The 22,765-nt window shown below is 62.3% G+C and carries 20 protein-coding genes and 1 tRNA gene; 17 read left to right on the top strand and 4 right to left on the bottom strand.

Annotated elements, in window-relative coordinates:
• From nuoF to G9U53_RS03650, 16 genes are all read left to right on the top strand, one after another.
• Entirely contained in the window at positions 1 to 1,320 is a 1,320-nt protein-coding gene (gene nuoF / locus G9U53_RS03725; RefSeq protein ID WP_007735149.1) for an NADH-quinone oxidoreductase subunit NuoF, read from the top strand.
• On the top strand, positions 1,317 to 3,746 hold the full coding sequence (locus G9U53_RS03720) for an NADH-quinone oxidoreductase subunit G (protein ID WP_165638338.1): 2,430 nt from the start codon (positions 1,317 to 1,319) through the stop codon (positions 3,744 to 3,746). Before nuoF ends, G9U53_RS03720 begins: the two co-directional genes overlap by 4 nt.
• Positions 3,743 to 5,083: an NADH-quinone oxidoreductase subunit NuoH gene (gene nuoH / locus G9U53_RS03715; protein WP_054827146.1), complete on the top strand. Its 1,341-nt coding sequence runs from the start codon at positions 3,743 to 3,745 to the stop codon at positions 5,081 to 5,083. The genes G9U53_RS03720 and nuoH overlap by 4 nt, the downstream gene beginning before the upstream one ends.
• Positions 5,076 to 5,633, top strand: a complete 558-nt coding sequence (nuoI, locus tag G9U53_RS03710; RefSeq protein WP_003942192.1) for an NADH-quinone oxidoreductase subunit NuoI — start codon at positions 5,076 to 5,078, stop codon at positions 5,631 to 5,633. Before nuoH ends, nuoI begins: the two co-directional genes overlap by 8 nt.
• Complete coding sequence (locus G9U53_RS03705; protein WP_165638337.1) at positions 5,630 to 6,427, top strand: NADH-quinone oxidoreductase subunit J; 798 nt, start codon at positions 5,630 to 5,632, stop codon at positions 6,425 to 6,427. Before nuoI ends, G9U53_RS03705 begins: the two co-directional genes overlap by 4 nt.
• On the top strand, positions 6,424 to 6,723 hold the full coding sequence (gene nuoK, locus G9U53_RS03700; protein WP_003942238.1) for an NADH-quinone oxidoreductase subunit NuoK: 300 nt from the start codon (positions 6,424 to 6,426) through the stop codon (positions 6,721 to 6,723). Before G9U53_RS03705 ends, nuoK begins: the two co-directional genes overlap by 4 nt.
• 1 nt (position 6,724) lies before the next feature.
• Positions 6,725 to 8,617: an NADH-quinone oxidoreductase subunit L gene (gene nuoL, locus G9U53_RS03695; RefSeq protein ID WP_165638336.1), complete on the top strand. Its 1,893-nt coding sequence runs from the start codon at positions 6,725 to 6,727 to the stop codon at positions 8,615 to 8,617.
• Entirely contained in the window at positions 8,611 to 10,215 is a 1,605-nt protein-coding gene (locus tag G9U53_RS03690) for an NADH-quinone oxidoreductase subunit M (RefSeq protein ID WP_070161253.1), read from the top strand. Before nuoL ends, G9U53_RS03690 begins: the two co-directional genes overlap by 7 nt.
• Positions 10,212 to 11,807, top strand: coding sequence for an NADH-quinone oxidoreductase subunit NuoN (nuoN, locus tag G9U53_RS03685; protein WP_165638335.1), 1,596 nt, complete (start codon positions 10,212 to 10,214; stop codon positions 11,805 to 11,807). Before G9U53_RS03690 ends, nuoN begins: the two co-directional genes overlap by 4 nt.
• A gap of 4 nt (positions 11,808 to 11,811) precedes the next feature.
• Positions 11,812 to 12,495, top strand: a complete 684-nt coding sequence (locus G9U53_RS03680) for a lysoplasmalogenase (RefSeq protein ID WP_065455660.1) — start codon at positions 11,812 to 11,814, stop codon at positions 12,493 to 12,495.
• Between the two features lie 30 nt (positions 12,496 to 12,525).
• Entirely contained in the window at positions 12,526 to 13,110 is a 585-nt protein-coding gene (locus G9U53_RS03675; protein ID WP_165638334.1) for a sigma-70 family RNA polymerase sigma factor, read from the top strand.
• The gene (locus G9U53_RS03670) at positions 13,107 to 13,823 is read left to right on the top strand and encodes a hypothetical protein (protein ID WP_030535570.1); all 717 of its coding nucleotides are present in this window, start codon (positions 13,107 to 13,109) and stop codon (positions 13,821 to 13,823) included. Before G9U53_RS03675 ends, G9U53_RS03670 begins: the two co-directional genes overlap by 4 nt.
• Positions 13,824 to 13,843: 20 nt before the next feature.
• The gene (locus G9U53_RS03665) at positions 13,844 to 14,470 is read left to right on the top strand and encodes a class I SAM-dependent methyltransferase (protein WP_003942244.1); all 627 of its coding nucleotides are present in this window, start codon (positions 13,844 to 13,846) and stop codon (positions 14,468 to 14,470) included.
• A 104-nt stretch (positions 14,471 to 14,574) separates the two neighbouring features.
• A tRNA-Cys gene (locus G9U53_RS03660) sits at positions 14,575 to 14,645 on the top strand.
• 120 nt (positions 14,646 to 14,765) lie between these two features.
• Positions 14,766 to 15,557 (top strand): ABC transporter ATP-binding protein, encoded by a 792-nt coding sequence (locus G9U53_RS03655; protein ID WP_019748159.1) that lies wholly within the window; start codon positions 14,766 to 14,768, stop codon positions 15,555 to 15,557.
• Entirely contained in the window at positions 15,554 to 17,179 is a 1,626-nt protein-coding gene (locus tag G9U53_RS03650) for an ABC transporter permease (protein ID WP_165638333.1), read from the top strand. Before G9U53_RS03655 ends, G9U53_RS03650 begins: the two co-directional genes overlap by 4 nt.
• A gap of 88 nt (positions 17,180 to 17,267) precedes the next feature.
• Here the strand turns inward: G9U53_RS03650 and G9U53_RS03645 are convergent, their stop codons facing one another.
• Positions 17,268 to 17,678, bottom strand: a complete 411-nt coding sequence (locus G9U53_RS03645; RefSeq protein ID WP_050655779.1) for a hypothetical protein — start codon at positions 17,676 to 17,678, stop codon at positions 17,268 to 17,270.
• Between the two features lie 522 nt (positions 17,679 to 18,200).
• Between G9U53_RS03645 and G9U53_RS03640 the strand changes: the two genes are divergently transcribed.
• Positions 18,201 to 19,649 (top strand): MFS transporter, encoded by a 1,449-nt coding sequence (locus G9U53_RS03640; protein WP_165638332.1) that lies wholly within the window; start codon positions 18,201 to 18,203, stop codon positions 19,647 to 19,649.
• Here the strand turns inward: G9U53_RS03640 and G9U53_RS03635 are convergent.
• Genes G9U53_RS03635 through G9U53_RS03625 form a run of 3 tightly spaced genes read right to left on the bottom strand, consistent with a single transcriptional unit; the run spans position 19,598 to position 22,751 of the window.
• Positions 19,598 to 20,443 (bottom strand): siderophore-interacting protein, encoded by an 846-nt coding sequence (locus G9U53_RS03635; RefSeq protein WP_165638331.1) that lies wholly within the window; start codon positions 20,441 to 20,443, stop codon positions 19,598 to 19,600. The two genes, G9U53_RS03640 and G9U53_RS03635, sit on opposite strands and share 52 nt — an antisense overlap.
• Complete coding sequence (entS, locus tag G9U53_RS03630; RefSeq protein ID WP_165638330.1) at positions 20,440 to 21,741, bottom strand: enterobactin transporter EntS; 1,302 nt, start codon at positions 21,739 to 21,741, stop codon at positions 20,440 to 20,442. Before entS ends, G9U53_RS03635 begins: the two co-directional genes overlap by 4 nt.
• Positions 21,738 to 22,751: an ABC transporter substrate-binding protein gene (locus tag G9U53_RS03625; RefSeq protein WP_003942170.1), complete on the bottom strand. Its 1,014-nt coding sequence runs from the start codon at positions 22,749 to 22,751 to the stop codon at positions 21,738 to 21,740. The genes entS and G9U53_RS03625 overlap by 4 nt, the downstream gene beginning before the upstream one ends.
• Between the last annotated feature and the right edge of the window lie 14 nt (positions 22,752 to 22,765).

Genomic DNA, 22,765 nt, shown 5'->3' with positions numbered 1-22,765 from the left:
ATGACACTCGCCCCCGTACTGAGTCGCTACTGGGATCAACCGAACTCGTGGACTCTCGACAGCTACCTTCGTCACGACGGCTACCAAGCCCTACGCAAAGCGCTAGCCATGTCCCCCGACGCCGTGATCGAAACGGTCAAGGACGCGGGCCTTCGTGGGCGCGGTGGCGCCGGTTTCCCGACGGGCCTCAAGTGGAGTTTCATCCCACAGAGCACCGAAGACAAGCCAGGAGACGGCAAGCCTCACTATCTCGTCGTCAATGCCGACGAGTCCGAACCGGGCACATGCAAGGACATGCCGTTGATGATGGCGACCCCACACACGTTGGTCGAGGGAGTCATCATCGCGGCGTATGCAATTCGAGCGGCCAAGGCGTTCATCTACGTCCGGGGCGAGGTGGTCCCGGTCCTGCGACGTCTGCAGACCGCCGTGGCCGAGGCCTACGCGGCCGGATACCTGGGCCGCAACATCCTCGGTTCGGGATTCGACTTGGATCTCGTCGTGCACGCCGGAGCAGGCGCGTACATCTGTGGTGAGGAGACAGCCCTCCTCGATTCGTTGGAGGGACGACGCGGTCAGCCTCGACTGCGGCCGCCATTCCCCGCCGTCGCCGGCCTCTACGCCTGCCCGACCGTCGTCAACAACGTCGAGTCCATCGCGAGTGTGCCGTCGATCGTCCTGGGCGGCCCGGAGTGGTTCCGGTCGATGGGAAGCGAGAAGTCGCCGGGGTTCACGTTGTACTCGCTCTCTGGTCATGTCACCACTCCCGGCCAGTACGAGGCGCCGCTCGGCATCACGTTGCGAGAACTTCTCGACTACGCGGGCGGCGTTCGCACCGGGCACACCCTCAAGTTCTGGACTCCCGGCGGATCCTCGACTCCGATCTTCACCGACGAACATCTCGATGTCCCACTCGACTACGAGGGTGTCGGCGCGGCGGGATCGATGCTCGGCACCAAGGCACTGCAGATATTCGACGACACAACCTGCATCGTGCGCGCGGTGCTGCGGTGGACCGAGTTCTACGCCCACGAATCTTGCGGTAAATGCACGCCGTGCCGCGAAGGCACGTACTGGCTGGTGCAGATCCTGCGGCGACTCGAAGGCGGAACAGGTACTGAAGCTGATCTCACCAAACTTCTCGACATCTCGGACACCATCCTCGGAAAATCCTTCTGCGCGTTGGGCGACGGAGCGACCAGCCCGATCATGTCCTCCCTGAAGTACTTCCGCGAGGAATACGTAGCGCATTTCGACGGCAACGGATGCCCTTTCGATCCTCGCCGGTCCGTTCTCGCGACAGGAGCGTTCGTCTCATGACTGCAGCCGACGCTACCAAGAACGACGCCACCAAGACCGACACGGCACCGCCCACTGATCTGGTCACCCTCACCATCGACGGCCGGGAACTCCAGGTACCCAAGGGCACGTTGATCATTCGCGCTGCAGAGATGATCGGCACACAGATTCCGCGGTTCTGCGATCATCCTCTTCTGGACCCGGTCGGGGCGTGCCGACAGTGCATCGTGGAGGTCGAAGGTCAACGCAAGCCGGTGGCGTCCTGCACGACACCGGTTGCGGACGGAATGGTCGTCACCACACAGCTCACGTCACCGGTGGCGGAGAAGGCGCAGCGCGGGGTGATGGAACTCCTGCTCATCAACCACCCTCTGGACTGCCCCGTGTGCGACAAGGGCGGCGAGTGTCCGCTTCAAAACCAGGCGATGTCGACCGGTCGCACCGAATCCCGGTTCGGTGAGGAGAAAAGGACCTACCCCAAGCCCATCCCACTCTCGTCCGAAATCCTCCTCGACCGCGAGCGTTGCGTCCTCTGCGCCAGATGCACACGGTTTTCGGGCCAGATCGCCGGCGACCCGTTCATCGATCTCCTCGAGCGCGGCGCGCTTCAACAGGTCGGGATCTACGCCAACGAGCCCTTCGAGTCCTACTTCTCGGGCAACACCATCCAGGTGTGCCCGGTCGGCGCGCTTACCAGTACGGCATACCGATTCCGGGCGCGACCGTTCGATCTGGTGTCCAGCCCCAGCGTGTGTGAACACTGCGCCGACGGATGTGCTCAGCGCACGGACCACCGTCGCGGAAAGGTTCTCCGCCGTCTCGCCGGGGACGACCCCGAAATCAACGAGGAATGGAACTGCGACAAGGGCCGTTTCGCATTCACGTACACGACCCAAGGTGATCGGATCACCACTCCCCTGATCCGCAACGCTGACGGCGAATTGATTCCGGCGTCGTGGCCCATGGCACTCGACCTCGTTGCGCGATCCTTCGCGCAGGCCCGCGGTGACGCAGGCGTACTCGTCGGCGGACGCTCTACCTTGGAGGACGCCTACGCCTACGGCAAGTTCGCGCGAGTTGCTCTCGCTACCAACAACATCGACTTCCGAATCCGTGCTCATTCTGCCGAAGAGGCAGGTTTCCTCTCAGCACACGTCGCCGGCCGCACACTCGAAGAGTCGGTAACGTACCAGGACCTCGAGTCGGCCCCGGCCGCATTGCTGGTAGCTCTCGAGCCCGAGGAGGAGTCACCGATCATCTTCCTGCGGCTACGCAAGGCCGCACGTTTCGGCAAGACGACGGTGCTCTCCAGCGCGCCATTCGCTACGCGCGGCCTGCAGAAGATGGGCGGCTCTTTGCTTCGGACCGTACCCGGAAGTGAAGCAGCTCTGATGGATTCGTTGTCTCACCCCAGCAGTGAGGAGGGCCAGCTGCTCCGGCAGCCCGGTGCAGTGATCCTGTTGGGCGAACGACTCAGTGAGGTGGCGGGCGGCTTCGCCGCGGCGGTACGTCTCGCCGAAGCGACAGGAGCTTGTTTGGCTTGGGTCCCACGCCGCGCTGGTGATCGCGGCGCCGTCGAGGCCGGCGCACTACCGGGATTGCTTCCCGGCGGACGCCCCGTTGCGGACCCGGCAGCACGTCAGGAGGTGGAATCAGTGTGGGGGGTCTCCATCCCGGCATCCGACGGGCGCGACGCCGCGAGTCTGCTGGATCCGGGGCAGACGACTGCTGCCCTTCTTGTCGGCGGCGTCGAATTGAGTGATCTCCCGAACCCGGCGAAGGCAAGGGCCGCGATCGAAGCAGCAGGTTTCGTGGTGAGTTTGGAGATCCGTCACAGCGGAGTCACCGAACTCGCCGACGTCGTCTTCCCCGTGGCGCCGGTCGCCGAGAAGCCCGGAACCTTCCTCGATTGGGAAGGCCGCGAGCGCGTGTTCGACACCGCATTGAGAACGACAGGAGTGATGCCGGATCAGCGCGTCCTTCACGCGATCGCAGCCGAGATGAGCATCGATCTGGGCCTACCCGACGCAGATTCCGCACGCTCGGAGATACACCGCCTCGGCGCGTGGTCCGGATCGCGCCCCACCTCGCCTCAGGTCCCGCCAGGCACCATGCCCACACCGGCACTGGGCGAGGCAGTGTTGTCGAGTTGGCGAATGTTGCTCGACAACGGCCGATTGCAAGACGGCGAGCCCAACCTGGCGGGTACGGCACGGCTCCCACTCGTGCGTTTGTCTGCCGAGACCGCTGCCGAGATCGGCGCCGACAACGGCGATCACGTTGCGGTGTCGACTGAATCCGGTTCCATCACATTACCGTTGGAGATCACCGAACTCCCGCCTCGAACAGTCTGGCTCCCACTCAATTCACCGGGTAGCACGATCTACGAAACGCTCTGCGTTACCGCGGGTTCCGTGGTGAAGATTGCGAAGGCGGGAGCGCAATGACCACCCACGAGTACGGGACCGTGGCAGCTCCGGTCGACCTGTCGGCGTTCGGGCACGACCCGTGGTGGTTGGTGATCGGCAAGGCTCTCGCCATTTTCGTGTTCCTCGTACTCACACCGCTGGTGGCAATTTACGCGGAACGAAAGGTCATGGCACGCATGCAGATGCGTGTCGGACCGAACCGCGTCGGCCCCCGTGGAATGCTCCAGAGTCTCGCTGACGGAATCAAGCTCGCCCTCAAGGAGGGCATCACACCGACCGGCGCCGACAAACCGATTTATCTCCTCGCGCCCGTCATCGCAGTCGTGCCCGCGTTCATGGCCTTTGCCGTCATCCCGTTCGGTCCGCAGGTGTCGATCTTCGGAACCCTTTCACCCCTGCAACTGACCGATCTGCCGGTCGGAGTTCTCTACATCCTCGCCGTGACTTCAATCGGTGTGTACGGGATCGTGCTTGCCGGCTGGTCGTCCGGATCGACGTATCCACTACTGGGCGCACTTCGATCGACCGCGCAGGTCATCTCCTACGAAGTAGCAATGGGGCTGTCCTTCGCCGCAGTCTTCCTCTACGCCGGCACGATGTCCACGTCCGGCATCGTCAGCGCCCAACAAGGTGCCTGGTACGTCTTTCTCCTCCTGCCGTCCTTCCTGATCTACGTGACAGCCATGGTCGGCGAAACCAACAGGGCTCCCTTCGACCTTCCCGAGGCCGAGGGTGAACTGGTGGGTGGGTTCCACACCGAGTACTCCTCACTCAAGTTCGCGATGTTCATGCTGGCCGAGTACGTGAACATGGTGACGGTGTCCGCTCTGGCCACGACACTGTTCCTGGGCGGGTGGCACGCACCGTTCCCGTTCAACCTGTGGGACGGCGCCAATTCCGGTTGGTGGCCGGTGCTGTGGTTTGTCGCCAAGGTGTGGGGCTTCCTCTTCGTCTTCATCTGGTTGCGCAGCACGCTTCCTCGATTGCGCTACGACCAGTTCATGAATCTCGGATGGAAGATTCTCATCCCCGCTGCCTTGGTGTGGGTGATGGTGATCGCGACCGTTCGTGCGTTCCGCAACGAGGGTTACAACACCTGGGTCGTACTTCTCTGCGTCGCACTGGTTCTCGGAGCTGCGCTCCTGATCGTGTTGGCCGGGACTTACCGCAGCCGACGCCGTACTGCCGCGTTGGTGCCCGATTCGGGGACCCGGCCTTTCGATGCAATGTCGGGCGGCTTCCCGGTTCCACCCCTACCTGGTCAAACGCTGCCGACCCGAAAACTACCGGGTCAGAACGTGCCACCGCCGCGGCGGACAGATGTTTCCGACACATCGGAGGACTCCCATGCCTGATTTCCTCGGACCTATCGCGGGTTTCGGAGTGACGCTCTCGACAATGTTCAAGAAACCCGAGACCGAGTTCTATCCGGAGGAGAAGCGGCCCACCGCGCCCGGATACCACGGTCGCCATCAACTCAACCGGTATGCGGACGGACTCGAGAAGTGCATCGGTTGCGAACTGTGTGCCTGGGCCTGCCCCGCCGACGCGATCTATGTCGAGGGTGCTGACAACACCGAAGAAGAACGGTTCTCCCCCGGCGAGCGTTACGGGCGGGTGTATCAGATCAACTACCTGCGGTGCATCGGCTGTGGCCTCTGCGTCGAGGCTTGCCCCACTCGGGCTCTCACCATGACCAACGAGTACGAGATGACCGACGACAACCGAGCCGGGTTGATCTACGAGAAGGACCGCCTTCTCGCGCCCCTGAAACCCGACATGGCAGCGCCACCACACGCGCTGCGTCCCGGCACAACTCAGGACGACTACTACCGCGGCGACATCACAGCAGCTCCCGAACAGGCAGTACCCGAGCAAGAGCCGAACCCGGAGACCGAGAAATGATCGCGGCGGTCACGACTACGATCCTGGCGGAGGGAACGATGACATCGACCTCCACCGGCGAGGCGGTGCAGTTCTGGATCCTCGGAACCCTTGCGGTGATCAGCGCTTTGGGTGTGGTCGCCGCCCCCAAGGCCGTCTACTCTGCGCTCTTCCTTGCAATGACGATGATCATCCTGGCCGTCTTCTACATCGTGCAGGGCGCACTGTTCCTCGGTGTCGTCCAGATCGTCGTCTATACCGGCGCAGTGATGATGTTGTTCCTGTTCGTCCTGATGCTGGTCGGCGTGGATTCTTCGGACTCCTTGGTCGAAACGCTACGGGGACAACGCGTCAGCGCGATCGTGATCGGCGTCGGATTCGGGCTACTCCTTATCGGCGGCCTCGGAAATGCGTCGATCTCGGGGTTCACCGGATTCACCGGACTCGACCAGGGCAACATCGACGCTCTCGCCGATCTCATCTTCATCCGCTACGTATGGGCCTTCGAACTGACCGGCGCACTGCTGATCACGGCGACACTTGGCGCGATGATGCTCGCGCATCGGGAGAAGATCGGATCCACGCTCAGCCAACGCGAACTCTCGCAGCAACGATTCGCGTACCTGGGCAGCGATGAGAGCAATCCCGACAAGGGCTCGGCCACTCCCCTCCCCAGTCCCGGCGTGTACGCACGTCACAACGCAGTGGACATGCCGGCACTGTTGCCCGACGGAACGTTCTCGACGCTCTCCGTCAGCAGCGCACTCACTCCGCGTTCCCCGGATCCGAGTACCGGTGAGGAGTCTGCGCGATGAATCCCGAGAATTACCTGTATCTGTCGGTCCTGTTGTTCACCATCGGGGCTGCGGGAGTCCTCCTGCGACGCAACGCCATCGTGGTGTTCATGTGTATCGAATTGATGCTCAACGCCGCGAACCTGGCATTCGTGACCTTCGCGCGCATGCACGGCAATCTGGACGGCCAGATCTTCGCCTTCTTCACGATGGTGGTAGCTGCGGCCGAAGTAGTCGTCGGCTTGGCAATCATCATGATCATCTTCCGATCTCGGCGTTCTGTATCCGTCGACGACGCAGACCTGCTGAAGTACTGACATGTCAGGAGGAATCACGTCCGCCATCTGGTTGCTCCCCGCCCTGCCCCTGTGCGGCGCCGCTGTCCTGTTGCTGGCGGGTCGTCGCACGAACGCGTGGGGCCACCTATTCGCCTGCGTCATGACACTCGCGTCGTTTGTCGTCGCAGTGGTGTCTTTCATCGCCATGCTCGGCCGCGACACCGCCGACCGCACCGTCACCGAGCACCTGTTCAGTTGGGTCCCGGTCGACAGTCTTCAGGTCGAGTTCGGACTGCAGCTTGATCAACTGTCGATGTGTTTCGTCCTGCTCATCACCGGTGTAGGTTCGCTGATCCACATCTACTCGGTCGGCTACATGGCGCACGACCCCGAGCGTCGGAAGTTCTTCGCCTACCTCAATCTCTTCCTCGCTGCGATGCTGCTCCTCGTGCTCGCCGACAACTTCCTCGGGCTCTACGTCGGCTGGGAAGGCGTCGGTTTGGCGTCGTACCTGCTGATCGGTTTCTGGCAGCACAAGCCGTCGGCGGCGACCGCTGCCAAGAAGGCTTTTGTCGTCAATCGGGTGGGCGACATCGGATTGATGATCGCGATGATGTTGATGTTCAGCACGTTCGGCTCGCTCTCGTTCAGCAGCGTCTTCGCCGACGCGTCTGGTGCAAGCGAAGGTGTCCTGACGGCGATCGGCCTGATGCTCCTCCTCGCTGCATGCGCGAAGTCCGCGCAGGTGCCACTGCAGTCGTGGCTCGGCGACGCGATGGAGGGCCCCACCCCCGTCTCGGCTCTGATTCACGCGGCCACGATGGTCACGGCCGGCGTCTACCTGATCGTGCGCTCCAATCCGATCTTCGATCTCGCACCCGACGCTCAGCTCGTGGTTGTCATCGTCGGTGCCGTGACGCTGCTGTTCGGTGCGATCATCGGCTGCGCGAAGGACGACATCAAGAAAGCGCTCGCCGCATCGACCATGAGTCAGATCGGATACATGGTCCTGGCAGCGGGTCTCGGACCAGCTGGATACGCCTTCGCAATCCTTCATCTGATCACCCACGGATTCTTCAAGGCAGGCCTGTTCCTCGGCGCGGGTTCGGTGATGCACGCGATGAACGACGAAACCGACATGCGGCGCTACGGCGGGCTCCGAGCGTTCATGCCACTGACTTTTGTCACGTTCGGGCTCGGATACCTTGCCATCATCGGTGTTCCGCCGTTTGCCGGGTTCTTCTCCAAGGACAAGATCATCGAGGTTGCGATCGGCGAGGGCGGCATCAAGGGTGTTGTGCTGGGCATCGTCACGCTGTTGGGTGCGACGCTCACTGCCTTCTACATGAGCCGCGTGATGCTGATGACCTTCTTCGGGAAGGCCCGCTGGGAGAACCAGAAACCTCACGAATCTCCGGCGGTGATGACGTCTCCGATGATCATCCTGGCGGTGGGGTCCGTCGGCGCCGGGATGCTCCTGACCATCGGGTCCAGCTTGCAGAACTGGCTCGAACCGGTTGTCGGCTCACATCACGTCGAACCGCCGATACCCGCATGGTCGATCACCGCGCTGGCGCTGCTCGCAGTTGCCGCCGGCGTCGCGATTGCGTATCGCGAGTACGCCACCCGGGAGATTCCACTTGTGGCACCGACTCCGGTTTCACCGTTGACCGGTGCGGCTCGCCGCGATCTGTACGGTGACGCCTTCAACGAGACGGTGTTCATGAAGCCTGGACAACAACTCACCAAGTCGTTGGAAGTGTTCGACACCAAGGGAATAGGCGGCGTCGTGGGCAGCTTTGCGGTGGTCGTCACCGGGCTGTCCGCGCTCACGCGGAAGCTACAGACCGGGTTTGTTCGCTCGTACGCGCTGGTGATGTTTGTCGGAGCAACACTCGTGGTCGCGACAATGATGGCGGTGACACTGTGGTGATCGAAGCGGCGGTGAGCGACTCTGTGACCAATACCGGCTTCCCCGCGCTGACGGTGCTCTGGTTGCTTCCGCTCATCGGAGCGGGTGTTGTCCTCGCTCTGCCGGCACGGTCGTACCAATTTGCGAAGTCTCTCGCATTGGCTGTGTCCGTGGCAGTCCTGGTGGTCGCCGCCGTTCTCGGAGTTGCGTTCGACCGCGGCGGCGAACAATTTCAATTTGTCGAAAGCCACAGCTGGATACCGGCTTTCGGCACCAGCTACACACTCGGACTCGACGGGATCGCACTCGTTCTGGTTCTTCTCACCGCAGTGCTGGTGCCATTACTACTGATCGCGGGCTGGAACGACGTCCCGGCAGACGCGGAATCACCCAAGAGAATGCCGCACACCTATTTCGCGCTGATCCTTGTTGTCGAGTCCATGGTGATGATTTCGTTCAGCGCCTTGGACATTCTCTTGTTCTACATTTTCTTCGAGGCAATGCTGATACCGATGTATTTCCTCATCGGCGGGTTCGGCGGAGTGGGCAGATCTCGCGCAGCCGTGAAGTTTCTGCTCTACAACCTCCTCGGCGGCCTGGTCATGCTCGCTGCAGTCATCGGCCTGTACGTGGTCACCACGCGCGACGAGAGTCCCTTCGCCAGCGGCACTTTCGACTTCCGGGCGATCGCCTCAGCGGCAAACAGCGGTGAACTCGGTGTTGGACCCGGGGTGCTCAACGCCTTGTTCCTCGGATTCATGTTCGCGTTCGCGGTGAAAGCACCGCTCTGGCCGCTGCACAGTTGGTTGCCGGACTCCGCGGTGGAATCGACTCCGTCGACAGCAGTGTTGATGATGGCGGTCGTGGACAAGGTGGGCACGTTCGCGATGATTCGCTACTGCCTGCAACTGTTCCCGGAGTCGTCGTCGACCTTTGCACCGTGGATCATCACGCTCGCCGTTATCGGGATCGTCTACGGCGCAACACTGGCGATCGCGCAAACAGACGTCATGAGACTGATCGCCTACACGTCGATTTCGCACTTCGGCTTCATCATTCTCGGAATCTTCGCGATGACCAGCCAGAGCCAGGCGGGTTCCGCGCTGTACATGGTCAATCACGGAGTCTCCACTGCGGCTCTGTTCTTGATTGCGGGATTCCTCGTCTCGCAGCGAGGTACTCGATCGATCGCGGCGTACGGCGGCGTCCAGAAAGTTGCACCCGTACTTGCCGGCACATTCCTCGTTGCGGGGTTGGCAACGCTGTCGCTGCCGGGTCTCGCGCCGTTCGTCAGTGAGTTCCTGGTGCTGATCGGGACGTATTCGCGATACCACGTGGCCGCTATCGCGGCGACTGCCGCGCTTGTCCTGTCCGCGATCTACATACTCTGGCTCTACCAGCGCATGATGGGCGGACCTGTGAAGGAAGGGCAGGGAACGATCCGCGACCTCGCTCGACGCGAACTTGTGGTGGTCGCCCCTCTGATCGCACTCCTGTTGCTTCTCGGCATCTACCCCAAGCCTGCCTTGGACGTCATCACTCCTGCAGTGAGCCATACGGTCGTCGACGAGGCTCCGACCCCGCTCGTCGCCGACCACGAAGGAGGTGCCCACAAATGAGTTCCTTCAACGACGTGACCATCCTCGGCTCAGCCGGCACGGCGTCACCCACTGTCGAATACAGCTTGCTCTCGCCAATGTTGATCGTGTTCGGTGTTGCGGTTGTGGGCGTACTCATCGAGGCGTTTGCACCCCGGCGCATTCGATACCCCGTGCAACTCGTCCTCGGTGTCGCAGGTTTGGCGGCCGCGTTCGTGGCAGTGCTTCTACTCGCCGGCACGCGGTCGACGGCGATGATGGGTTCTGTAGCGGTCGACGGTCCGACCCTTTTCCTACAGGCCACGATCCTTCTCGTGTCGATCCCCGCAGTACTGCTGATCGCCGAGCGAGGCTCGGGCAACACCGCCGAGGTGATCGCGCAACACGACGCGCTCGGCGGTTTCACCCCTCAAGCGTCGAGCGTCCCCGGAAGTGTTGCGGAACAAGAAGCGGTCAAGGTCGGTATCGCCCAGACCGAGGTCTTTCCGCTCACCCTCTTCGCTGTCGGCGGCATGCTCCTTTTTCCCGCGTCCAACGATCTGCTGACGATGTTCGTTGCGCTCGAGGTGTTCTCACTACCTCTGTATCTCCTGTGTGGTCTGGCACGCCGACGTCGCATGCTCTCCCAGGAAGCTGCGCTCAAGTACTTTCTGCTCGGGGCATTTTCGTCGGCGTTCTTCGTTTTCGGAATCGCGTTGCTGTACGGCTATGCCGGGACGGTCACGCTCTCCGGTATCGCCGACGCAGCACGCAGCGGGTCGGGTACCGACGCCTTCCTGTGGCTCGGGACAGCACTCGTGGCCGTGGGATTACTGTTCAAAGTCGGTGCCGTGCCGTTCCATTCGTGGATTCCCGACGTCTATCAAGGGGCGCCGACGCCGATCACCAGTTTCATGGCTACTGCGACCAAGATCGCCGCATTCGGTGCCATCCTTCGTGTCTTCTATGTGGCTCTGCCGAACGAGTACGTGAACTGGCGTCCACTGATGTGGGCGGTCGCGATTCTCACGATGGTTGTCGGATCGATCGTCGCTGTGACGCAAACCGATATGAAGCGGATGCTCGCGTATTCGGCCATCGCGCACACCGGATTCATTCTGACCGCTGTGGTTGCGGATTCGGATGCCGGCCTGGCCTCGGCGATGTTCTACCTTCTGGCCTACGGATTCAGCACCGTGGGCGCGTTCGCCGTCGTGAGTCTGGTTCGGGACGCAGACGGTGAGGTCGCGACGCTCTCGCGCTGGGCCGGATTGGGCCGGCGCTCACCGCTGGTCGGAGTTGTGTTTGCACTGTTCCTGTTGGCTTTCGCCGGGATCCCGTTGACCAGTGGGTTCATCGGAAAGTTCGCGGTGTTCAGCGCGGCAGCCGAGGGCGGGGCCGCACCTCTCGTGATCGTCGGTGTCCTGTGCAGCGCGATCGCCGCGTACTTCTACGTGCGAGTGATCGTGTTGATGTTCTTCACCGAATCGGCCGCAGACGCTCCGACCGTCGTGGTACCGAGTGCACTGACCAGCAGTGTGATCGGCCTCGGCGCCGGTGTCACGCTCATCCTCGGCATACTCCCCCAGCCGGCGCTCGACCTCGCCGAGCGTGCAGCGGACTTCCTACACTGAGCCGATGCGTGAATCTGATTGCGACGCCGGACTGCCGAGCACCATCCGGTCGCCATGGTTTGTCGGGTTTTCAGCGGTAGCGATTGTCCATCTGATCCTCAATGCCGCTGATGCTGCGCCCTGGGACGGGATCACCAAGGTCATGCTCGCGCCGATTCTGGCTGCCTGGGTTGTCGCCCGACGCGGACCTCGAATTGTTGCTGCTGCGCTGATTGCCTGTGCTTTCGGAGATTTGTTCCTGATCTGGGACTCCACGTTTGTCATCGGGATGGCAGCCTTCGCGATCGGTCACCTCTGCTTCATCCGATTCTTTCTCTCACACGGCGCGCTTCGGGAGATACGAAGGCGGCCATGGTTTCTGTGCGCTTACACCGTCGCTGGGATCGCTCTAGTGTCGTACACCTGGACCGGTCTCGAACCTGAACTTCGAATTGCCGTCCCCGTGTACGCCGCAATCCTGGTGGGAACCGCATCAACCGCACTGACGTACAACTCGATCACCGGTATCGGCGGCGCGCTGTTCCTCACCTCTGACGCCCTCATCCTGCTCGGCCAGGCGAACAAGTGGCAGCCCGCCGCTGCGGGCATCTGGATCATGACGCTGTACATCCTCGCTCTGTTGCTTCTGACAGTGGGAGTTCTCGGCCGGAGTAAGACGCCAAACCGTCCATTAGCTCAGCGGCTGTAAGGATCAGCAACCAGCCGGACATCTCTTCATATGACCCCGAAATCCGAGGAACAACCGCCGCCGAGCGGCGAAGACCGGTTCACCGCCCTGTGGGACGCCTACGCCGGTCGGGTGTTCGCGTATACCTGTCGCCACGTTGATCATCACAGCGCGCAGGAGGTTGTCTCCGAGACGTTCCTCGTTGCCTGGCGACGCTTGGACGAAGTGCCCGAGCCGGCACTGCAATGGCTGTTGGTGGTGGCTCGAAACACCGTGAACAATAACCGTCGCAGCGTTCGGCGCCTTGACGCGCTCACCGAGAAGATGGGACGCATCGAGCAGATTGCGGCATCGACGCCGGGCGCCGACGTCACTGTCACCGAACGCACGGAACTGCTCGAAGCACTGGCAACACTCACCGTCACCGAACGTGAAGCCCTGCTCCTGACTGCCTGGGACGGGTTGACCGCCACCGAAGCCGCGCGGGTCGCTGGGTGTTCGGTTCCGGCCATGCATGTTCGTCTCTTTCGCGCTCGGCGTCGATTGCGCGCCGGGTTGACTTCAGAATCCGTCACCGTAATCCCGATGAACACCGCCCGACCTTGCGCTGCCGCCGAACACGGGAGTACCCCATGACCAAAGATCTGCTGACCACGCTCGAGAAGCTGCGGCCGAGCGATACGGTTTCCGCCGAACTCTGGCCCGAGAACGTCCAAGATGCCGTACGCACCCGAATCATGGCTACCGAAAACAACATTGGGGCAACCAAGGCTCCACGCCGTCGCGTCGGTGCCATCGTTCTCGTCGCGGCGATCTGCGCAGCAGTGGTGGTGGGCTGCGCCGCTGCCACGGGGATGATGCCGAAAGCGTTCACCGACATGTACTCGGGTTGGCAGACGATGCCGGGAACCAACGGCGGAATAGATCCGTCCACCGCCGAGCGGGTCGGGTCCATTCCCGGACCTGACGGAACCTTGTTCAGCGTCTTTGTCGCCCACGGCGCCAATGGCTGGAGGTGCGTCGCCCCGGTTTTCGAGGCGTCAGCCGACATCGACAAGGTTGGTCCGTCGAAATTCATCGGCCTCGGACACGGCTGCAGATCAATTGACTTGTACGGCGCAGATTCATTCGGGGGCGGCGCCGGGTACGAGGCCGGTCCGCACGAGGCGACCTACGACGCAGGGGCGGGAGGTGCTGTCCGAGCCGAACTTCACACCGCAGACGGCCAGATCTATCCGACAATTCTTGCCGAAGACCGCTTCTACGGATGGATTCCCCTGTCGCTCACGTCCCCTCGTCCAACCCTCGTCGGATATGCCGCAGACGGGACGGTCGTCGGCACCCGGTGAGCTGTCGGTACCCTCGAAAGATGACTGCACACGCCCCGAACGAGCGCATCCCCAGCCAGTGGGAAGAGATCACTGCAGCCGACTCGACGCATTCCACACGATATGTCGAGCGTTTCCGTTCCATGAGAGCGGACGGCAAGGACATTGTCGGGGAAGCACGTTTGATCGACGCGATGCTCGGACGCGGTGGCCGGGTTCTCGATGCAGGGTGCGGGCCTGGCCGACTCGGCGGTTATCTGCACGACGTCGGGCATGTGGTTGTCGGAGTCGATGTCGACCCGGTTCTCATCGCTGCCGCAGAAGAAGACCACCCCGGACCGACGTGGCTTGTCGGCGATCTCGCCGAACTCGATCTGCCGGCCCGCGGTGTCGAGGCAGATTTCGACGTCATCGTGTCGGCAGGCAACGTGGTGGCGTTTCTCGCGCCGTCCACCAGGCAAGCAGTATTGTCAGGATTTGCTCGTCATCTCGCTCCGAGCGGCCGAGTAGTCATCGGATTCGGTGCCGGCCGTGGCTACGAGTTCCCCGAGTTTCTCGCCGACGCGACCGCGAGTGGCCTCGAGGCTGATCTGCTGCTCTCCACGTGGGATCTTCGCCCGTTCAAGGAGGATTCCGAATTCCTGGTCGCGGTGTTCTCCCGCGCCTGACCCGGCACTTCCCCCGCAGTCCCTGCGATCCGTCACACGGCGATCAACTCACCCTGATCACAATGGTGGCGACTGTTGTTCACTACGAACATAATTGGATCAATGCGGGTGTGGCCGAGCGGCAAGGCAGCGGTCTGCAAAACCGTCCACGCAGGTTCGACTCCTGCCATCCGCTCCCCTTGCGAACCAGCGACTCATGTCGCAACCCCCACCTAGGAATGACATTCGGTGCACGCAGCCTGCATCGCTCCGCTCCGTCTCCGCGCACATGGCTCCGCACAGTTACCCTCGATCGATGCACCCTCTCCCCGAGACAGGACAGCTACCTCCCGGACCGATGGCTTTGCAAGTGGAACACCTCTGCATGGCGTTCGGCGCGAAAGTTGCTGTGAACGACCTTTCCCTTGCGGTGCCCTCAGGTTCGTTGTTCGGTCTGGTTGGGCCGAATGGTGCGGGAAAAACGACCACACTGTCGATGGCTGTCGGATTGCTTCGCCCGCACTACGGTCGCAGCCTGGTGTACGGCTACGACGTGTGGAACGACCCTGTCGCAGCGAAGAGTCTGCTCGGCGTCCTACCCGACGGTCTGGCGCTACCCGCCCAGTTCACCGGCCATGAACTACTCACCTATTTCGGACGCCTGCGCGGTATGCCAGAGGACGTCATCGCGTCACGACGCGACGAACTGTTGGCCGCGCTCGATCTCGCCGATGCAGGTGGAACGGTCATCGCCGATTATTCAGCGGGCATGACGAAGAAAATCGGGTTGGCCTCGGCCTTGTTGCACGGCCCTCGCTTACTGGTACTGGATGAGCCGTTCGAAGCTGTCGACCCCATTTCTTCGGCCGGAATTCGGAGCATTCTGCTCTCGTTCGTCCACTCAGGTGGCTCGGTCATTCTTTCCAGTCACGTGATGGCCCTTGTCGAACAACTGTGTACTCACATCGGAGTCATCGCAGACGGTCGCGTCGTGGCTTCAGGAACGGTCGACGAGGTGCGCGCAGGCAACACTCTCGACGAGGCATTCGTTCGCCTTGTCGGTAGCCGCAGTCCCAATCCCGACGGACTGTCATGGATGCGCGCATGACCACCACCAGCTTTTCACCGACACGCTGGAACCCGTCGGTCTCTGTGTGGCGCACTGTTCTCCGCATGCGCATGACCCTCTACAAACGTCAGTTCACCGGTGGAAGAGCTGTAATCAAGGTCATTGCAGCGTTGTTCGGGGTTCTGGGGGCAGCGCTACTGTGCCTACGAGCTTCGGGAAAGAACGGTGTTTCTCCCGATCTCGTCAGCGGCACAACCAGTCTCGCACTTTCGGCTATCGCCGTGATGTGGATCTTGATGCCGATCATGTCTGGTCTGTCAGATGACAATCTTCACCCCAGACATTTCCAACTACTCCCCCTGGAACCCGTCCGACTCGCCAGAGCACTGTTCTCGACGTCGCTGGTCGGTATGACCGTCCCGATTACCGCGTTGGCTGCAGCAGCGATTCCAATTTATGCCGCTACACACCACCCTGCCGCACTGCCATTGGCCATTATCGCTTGGCCCGCAACGGTCCTGCTCATTGTCGGCACCTCACGGGTCGCAATGCTGGCGATGTCGCAACTCCTGCGGAGTCGTCGCAGCCGCGAACTGGGACTGTTGGCATTCGGCACGTTCTTCGGCGGACTGTATCTGCTGCAATTTCCGCTGCAGAGTCACCTCGGCACGGTCGTGGACGGCGACGTCACGTGGCCGCTCACGATCGCGCATTCGATCCCGTTCGCGTGGGGAATCACCAGTGTCGACGCAGCAGCAGGAGGCGCCTGGCTCCTCGCCGCCGGAGCAGTCCTCGCCCTGGTGCTGGTCGATCTCGCACTGCTGTGGTCATGGCAACGCCTGGTCGTTCGCTACTTCAACGGGAAGGTCGCAGAATCAGCGGGCGCCACTTCCGTGCAATTGAAGAACCAGGGCCGCGACATTCGAACCGGTTGGCGCGCATCCCGACTGGGCACCGTCATCTCTCGCGAGCTTTCGCTCTGGCACGGAGACATGCGCCGACGAACACAACTGCTCTCCGTTGCCATCATGACCTTGGTCTCCGGCTTCGGACCGCTGATCTCGTCATCGATCCCCTTCTCCGCCGCATGGGGTGCCTGGTTCCTGATCTACCTGGCAATGGCAGCCGGATCGAATCTGTACGGATTCGACGGCGCATCGATCTGGCATCTGGTGATGATCCCCGAAGCCGCTGCCGCTGACGTCCGGGGCCGACAAATCGCGTGGGCAATCGTGATGACACCCTTCGTGGTCGTCGCAACAGCTGCTGTACGGATCTTCGGGGACCTCGGGACCGACCGACTGGCCGTGCCGCTCGCCGTCGGCATTTCGATGATGGGAGTCGGTGCAGGATTGGTAGTGGCGATATCCGCCAAAGCGCCCTACCCGGTTCCGGAGATGAAGAAGACGTTCTCCTTCAACACCCGCGGGTCCTTCAACGGCTCGTCCTTCGGACTGATCATCCTCGCCATCGTCATCTTCGCCGCGACAACGGCGCCCGGCGTTCTACTCGGGGCGCTGCTACCGAACCCGGTGAACTATTTCGCCATCCCTGTCGCTGTTGCGATTGGTGCACTTGGTGCTTGGATCGGGGGCCGCGTCGCGATCACCCGTATGCAACGCGAGCCGGATCGGATTCTGTTCGCGGTTACCACCACATGATCGTTGCCCAGATAGTCCGAGAATTTCTGGGCGTCAGCGCAGTAGCCGCAACTTGCACCAAAAAAACTCAGTCTGGGCAATCGGATTATCAGGGATCCAGGTAGCGCAGCTCAACGGGTTCGGTCCTCGGATATCGCCGCCGGGCTTTCGTGACATAGCTTCCGCTCGAGCCGAACCATTGCCCTGGAAACATCGCACCACCAAGATGTTTGGCATGCCCCCGGAGCACCACGGTTCCGTACGTGTCGCCGAACGTCCCGGCCGATGCGGGAACTGCGCGCACCCCGCCCCTTCGCTGGAGCGTGGGTGGATCGAGCGCTGCCTCAGGTTCGCTCCGCAGCCCGCTCGGTGTGCAGAAATCCTGGTGATGGACCACTACACCGGAGCGATGGAATTCTGCCGGTGCCGACATCCGTTCCACGGGTCCTGATCGCGCCGGATCCTCGAGATCCGCTGTCGAGCCGAGTCCCTCGGCGCCCCGGCTCGACAGCGAAATCACACCTGAATCAGCTCAGCGAGCTCAGCAGCGGCTCGAGAAGCTTGTAGAGGTCGAAGATTCCGATGATCGTTGAAATAGAACCCATGATGATCCTCCGTGATTCGTGAACTTTCCGTGACGTCGCGTCACAGGCAGAAAGCTAACAAACCCGGCATTCAAACGGGGACCTTGGATGTGTCCGGCAGATGAACTCCCTGCTCGGAGAAGCATTTTGGTGACCAGCGTCATGCTCATCGAGAAATGAGCCCCATCGTCACATCACCTGACACCGACCGACGGTGGCAGCAAAAGTCTGCCCGTTGCGATCTGGCGATACATGACACCATTTCCACCCCATCCGACTCTTGCTTTGTGCGCTGAATCCGATTACATTTCTCCACAATAACGGTACGCGTAACGAAATAAAGAGACGGTCTACTTCACAGCCCGATATATCCAGTGCCACAACCCTTCCGGACTCTTGGAGGGGCGGCGTTTCGTCGCGTCCATAAGCTCCTCACTCCCCGATCGAAAGAGAGCACGATGACCACAGAGAGCGCCTCCGGCAATCAGCCGCGACCGGTAGCAACTATCGCAAGCCTGACCCTGCTGATCGCTGCCGTGGCCGCGCTCGAAAGCATCATCGTCCCCGCACTCCCCCTGATACAGAGAGACTTCGGAGTGACGGCCGACGTCGGAGCGCTCGCATCCGTCGCTCTGACGTTGAGCACTGTCCTCGTCACGCCGATGGCCGGGCGAATAGCCGACGTGTACGGCGCCCGCCCCACCTTGCTCGCGATCACGACAATCGTTGTCCTGGGCGGCAGCGTGTCCGCTCTCGCAACGATCTTCCCGCTGTTCGTCCTCGGCCAATTTCTCCAGGGATTCGGGCTCGGGTTGCTTCCCGTGAGCTTCGTGGTCCTACGACGCACTTTGTCCTCGGACCGACTGAAGACGGCCACGGGTTTGCTCGGGGCTGTCGTAGTGGCCGGCGGCGCTCTGGGAGTCGTGCTGGCGGGACCCGTCGCGGAAAACGTCTCACGCAGCGCGATGTATGCAGTTCCGACCGCGTTCGTTTTGCTCGGCGCAATTGCTTTTGCCGTGAGCACACCACGAGATCACATGTCGAACGTCGGCGGCCGACTCGATTGGCCGGGAGCGGGCGGATTGGCTCTGGGGTTGTTGACGCTGACGGCGTGGCTTGCGAGCGCGTCGAGCAACGGGTGGGGCGCACCGACGTCGATGCTGCTGGTTCTCGCTTCCGCTGCCGTGTTCACGATCTGGGCCAGGTATCAGAGCTGGACAACCGAGCCGATGGTCGACCTGACGATGATGCGGCATCGTTCGATGTGGAGCGCCGTGGTCGTCGGCGTGGTTTTCGGGTTCACCTACGGCGCTGTTGTCTATCTACTTCCGCAACAACTCGCCGTGCCGGCAGAGAGCGGATTCGGCCGCGGTGCATCGACAAGTGCCATCGGAATCCTGCTGTGCATCGGTTACGGCGCAGCGGTGATCGCGTCGGTGATTTCCGGAAAGCTCGCACAACGGGTCGGCACGAAAGCCATTGCGGTAGCGGGAGTTGCCTTCCTCGGCCTGAGCGGCGCCGTCGGGGTCTTCGCAACCACGATGTGGCAGATCGTTGTGGTGCTGATCCTTGCGGGTACCGGCGTTGCCGCCGCGTCGACGGCAGTGTTCGTCATCTCCGCCGACAGCGCACCGGCAGACCGCGTAGGTGTCACGACGGCAATAGTCACGATCGCCAGATCGCTGGGTTCTGCTGTGGGAACCCAAATTGCCGCCGGGATCATCGCGAGCGCGACTTCATCCGGCGGCCTTCCCCAGCACTCGGCATTCGCCACGGCTTTCGGAGTGGCGGCAATCGTTGCGATTGTCGGACTCGTTGTCGCGGTGACGATGCCGAAACCGGCGTCAACCGATGTTCAGTGGTCGTCCTCGTCCTCGTCGAAGTCTGCGACTCCGCGCTTCCAGTAGCCCGTGATCAGGTGGTCGCCCGAACTCAGGCCGAGTTCGTCGCGCACGAATCTGCGAATCGGCTTGAGACTGGTGGCCTCACCGGAGATCCAGGCGTAGAGGCGCTCACCTTCGGGCACGGTGACCGTCCGTACTGCCTGCTCGAGCAGATCCGAGTGACCGGCTGGGACGTCACCGCGGTGCAGCCATCGCACCTCGACGCCTTCCGGAACAGTGAGTTCGATTTCCTGTGAAGGGTCGGTGATCTCGACGAACACCCACCCGGCGGCAGCAGCGGGCATCATCTCGAGCCAACGAGCAATGGCAGGAAGGGCGGTGATGTCACCGGCCAGCAGATAGCGGTCGTACGTCCACGGAACCACGACGCCACCGGGCGGACCTGCCACGTGCACCCGAGTGCCGACGGTGGCCGCCTGAGCCCAATCAGAGGCGTACCCACCATCGTGGAGCGCGAAATCGAGGTCCAGCTCCCCCGCCTCGGCGTCGTATCGACGGACGGTGTACTCACGCGAGATCGGCAATGGACGAGGCCACTTCAGGCTGAATCCGTCGCGTTCGGGTAGACGTAAAGTTCCGTCTGCATCCGGGTAGACCAGGCGAACATGCTCGTCGGGAGCGTGCGATTCGAAGCCCGCCAACTCCGGTCCACCCAAGGTCAGACGCAACAGTCCGGTCCCGACCATTTCGCTGCGAACAACTTCGAGTTCGCGAATGCCGATGGGGTACGGCACTTTTGCGCCGGTGGTTCCCGCCAGAACTTCGGCGATGGTCGCGAGGTGGTCTCCTCGGTTCATGAACTACCTTCCTTTTCCGGCGGAGCATTCCCCACCGGCACAGTGTTTTCGGAGAGATCGACTTCGTTGATCTCCGAAGTTACCCGGCGCACCGAACCCAATGCTGCCAGGAGCACCAGGCCCAGTGTCACACCGGCGAGCCCCAAGACCAGTAGCGCGGGGCCAGGCTCGAGCCACTGCCCGAGGAACCCGGCTGCCATCGAACCGATCGCCGTACCCGTGACGGCTTGCACCATCCACAGACTGGACACGCGTCCGCGCAATTCGTCCGGCGTGTTCTGTTGAAGGACTGCAAATCTCAGAATGTCGTTGAGTGCGCGGCCGAGGCCGAATCCGGCCAGGCCCAGGAACGCGACAATCGCTGCTCCCGACGCACCCAGTACCACCAGGCCGAGAGGCATCAGCGCAACAGAGATCAACATCGCGGCGCCGTTGCGGTGGACTCGTCCGGTCCAACCGCTGGTGAGGGAACCGACCACAGCGCCGACAGCGGGGGCGCCGTAGAGCAGACCGAGCATGGTGGGTCCGCCGCCGAGAACCTGGTCGACGAAGGCAGGCAGCAACACCATCGGCCCGCTGACGAACATGACCAACAGACCGCTGATCAGGATGCCGCGAATGACTGTGTGCGTGCCGGCGAATTTCACGCCGGTCACCAGCGCGCGCATCGGGCTTTCGTGATTCGTGCCCGGTGCAGGGGAAGGGCCGATGGCTTGGAACAACGTGACAGTTGCTGCGGTGGCCACCGCAGCAACAAAGTATGTCGCGGGAATACCGCCGGAGGCGATGATCACGCCGGCGATTGCCGGCGAGATCATCGTCCCGATGTCGGTGGTCAGCGCTACCAAAGCGCCGGCCGCAGCCATCTTGTTGCGCGGCAACAACGTCGGCATCAAAGCCATCAAGGCCGAGCTGCTGACACCGCCGGCCAAGCCGTCGACAGCTGCCGCGACGTAGATGACCCACATCGACGGGTGTGGCAAGAGCGCATTGCACCCGAGAATGACAAAGCCGAGACCCGCAGCACTGCGGGCCAACTGGATGGTGCGTCGCCGATCGTAACGGTCAGCGAGCACGCCGCCGAACAGGCTGCCGAAGAACATGGCGATGGCCATCGCCGTGGACACTCCGGCAACCTGCAAGGTCGAGCCGGTGAGCTGGTACGTCTGCGCGGGGACGGCTACGACGAGCAGTCCGATCCCGAGCAGCGAGATCAATCGCGCGGAAAAGGCGTACCTGAAGGGACGGCTGGTCCGCAAGGGTGAAACATCGATCACCAGCCCACCGAATCGAGTCATGCGAAGGTCTGGCCGATCAGGTCGAGGGTAGCCATTGCGCCGTCGTAGTCAGGACGGTAGCTGCTGGCGGGGAGCTCGAACGTCGTGCCTGCCTTGAAGGACGGCAACTGCGAGTAAAGCGGATCGGTGGCAAGTTCGGCCATCGGGCGACCGGACACCGGAATCACAAAGGCGACAGGAGCATCGGCGACCTGCGAGAGCAGTTCCGGGCTGACCTCGAACGAGTCACCCGAGCCGAAGAGCTGCGGGTTGCCGGCCTTGGCCATGACGTCGTCGGCCTTGAAACCGAGCTCGGCGAGCATCGCGGGCAGCGCGGCCGTCGGCGGAACGAGGTACGGCTTGTTGCTCGAGACCGAGAGGAAGTAGACGACGTTGCCCTCGGGAACCTTGATCTTGCCCTTGACCTCTTTGACCTTGTCCTCGTATGCGCTCATCAGCGCCGGAACCTGGTCGGAACGGCCCGCCGCGTCGGCGACGATTTCGAGCTGCTTGTCCCACGCGGCGACCGTCTTGGGGACCAAGACGGTGGGTGCGATAGCAGTGAGCTGATCGTAGAGTTCCTCGGACTGAACAGAGGTGATTCCCTGGCCACCGCCGATGATCAGGTCGGGCTCAGCCGCCGCGACGGCTTCGATGTTGAGCTGCTCGCCGGCCGGCAATTCCTTGGTGCCCTGCGCCTTTGCGGCGTCCGCCCAAGCCGGCGGGAATCCACCGTCGAGGTTCGTGACACCGAGGACGCGGGTATCGGTGGCAACCACCGGTGCGTCCAGGGCGTACAGGTATCCGGCGAGACCGCCGCTCAGAACCACGATGCGCTCCGCCGACGCGGGCACGGTGACCGAGCCCTTCTCGGTCTCGATCACACGGGTCGTGGGCTCTGCAGCCTTGGTCGGTTCGTCGTTCGAATCGCTACTGCAACCGATCATCGCCACGAGTGCGACGATCAGCAACCCTGCGATGGCGACGAATCGTCGCCAACTCCGTATCGCGAGGGGCGGTGTGGACTTCATCATTGAGCTCCCAT

Origin of the sequence: Rhodococcus sp. D-46, assembly GCF_011290655.1 — a bacterium.
GTDB lineage: Bacteria > Actinomycetota > Actinomycetes > Mycobacteriales > Mycobacteriaceae > Rhodococcus_F > Rhodococcus_F qingshengii.
This window is presented reverse-complemented; position numbering and strand designations above follow the sequence as displayed.

Coding starts and splice junctions, on each gene's coding strand:
- G9U53_RS03705 (WP_165638337.1), top strand. CDS start 5,630: ATGATCGCGGCGGTCACGACTACGATCCTGGCGGAGGGAACGATGACA.
- G9U53_RS03655 (WP_019748159.1), top strand. CDS start 14,766: ATGCACCCTCTCCCCGAGACAGGACAGCTACCTCCCGGACCGATGGCT.
- G9U53_RS03670 (WP_030535570.1), top strand. CDS start 13,107: ATGACCAAAGATCTGCTGACCACGCTCGAGAAGCTGCGGCCGAGCGAT.
- nuoL (WP_165638336.1), top strand. CDS start 6,725: ATGTCAGGAGGAATCACGTCCGCCATCTGGTTGCTCCCCGCCCTGCCC.
- nuoN (WP_165638335.1), top strand. CDS start 10,212: ATGAGTTCCTTCAACGACGTGACCATCCTCGGCTCAGCCGGCACGGCG.
- G9U53_RS03635 (WP_165638331.1), bottom strand. CDS start 20,443: ATGAACCGAGGAGACCACCTCGCGACCATCGCCGAAGTTCTGGCGGGA.
- G9U53_RS03650 (WP_165638333.1), top strand. CDS start 15,554: ATGACCACCACCAGCTTTTCACCGACACGCTGGAACCCGTCGGTCTCT.
- nuoF (WP_007735149.1), top strand. CDS start 1: ATGACACTCGCCCCCGTACTGAGTCGCTACTGGGATCAACCGAACTCG.
- G9U53_RS03720 (WP_165638338.1), top strand. CDS start 1,317: ATGACTGCAGCCGACGCTACCAAGAACGACGCCACCAAGACCGACACG.
- G9U53_RS03625 (WP_003942170.1), bottom strand. CDS start 22,751: ATGAAGTCCACACCGCCCCTCGCGATACGGAGTTGGCGACGATTCGTC.
- nuoH (WP_054827146.1), top strand. CDS start 3,743: ATGACCACCCACGAGTACGGGACCGTGGCAGCTCCGGTCGACCTGTCG.
- G9U53_RS03665 (WP_003942244.1), top strand. CDS start 13,844: ATGACTGCACACGCCCCGAACGAGCGCATCCCCAGCCAGTGGGAAGAG.
- G9U53_RS03640 (WP_165638332.1), top strand. CDS start 18,201: ATGACCACAGAGAGCGCCTCCGGCAATCAGCCGCGACCGGTAGCAACT.
- nuoK (WP_003942238.1), top strand. CDS start 6,424: ATGAATCCCGAGAATTACCTGTATCTGTCGGTCCTGTTGTTCACCATC.
- entS (WP_165638330.1), bottom strand. CDS start 21,741: ATGACTCGATTCGGTGGGCTGGTGATCGATGTTTCACCCTTGCGGACC.
- G9U53_RS03675 (WP_165638334.1), top strand. CDS start 12,526: ATGACCCCGAAATCCGAGGAACAACCGCCGCCGAGCGGCGAAGACCGG.
- G9U53_RS03680 (WP_065455660.1), top strand. CDS start 11,812: ATGCGTGAATCTGATTGCGACGCCGGACTGCCGAGCACCATCCGGTCG.
- nuoI (WP_003942192.1), top strand. CDS start 5,076: ATGCCTGATTTCCTCGGACCTATCGCGGGTTTCGGAGTGACGCTCTCG.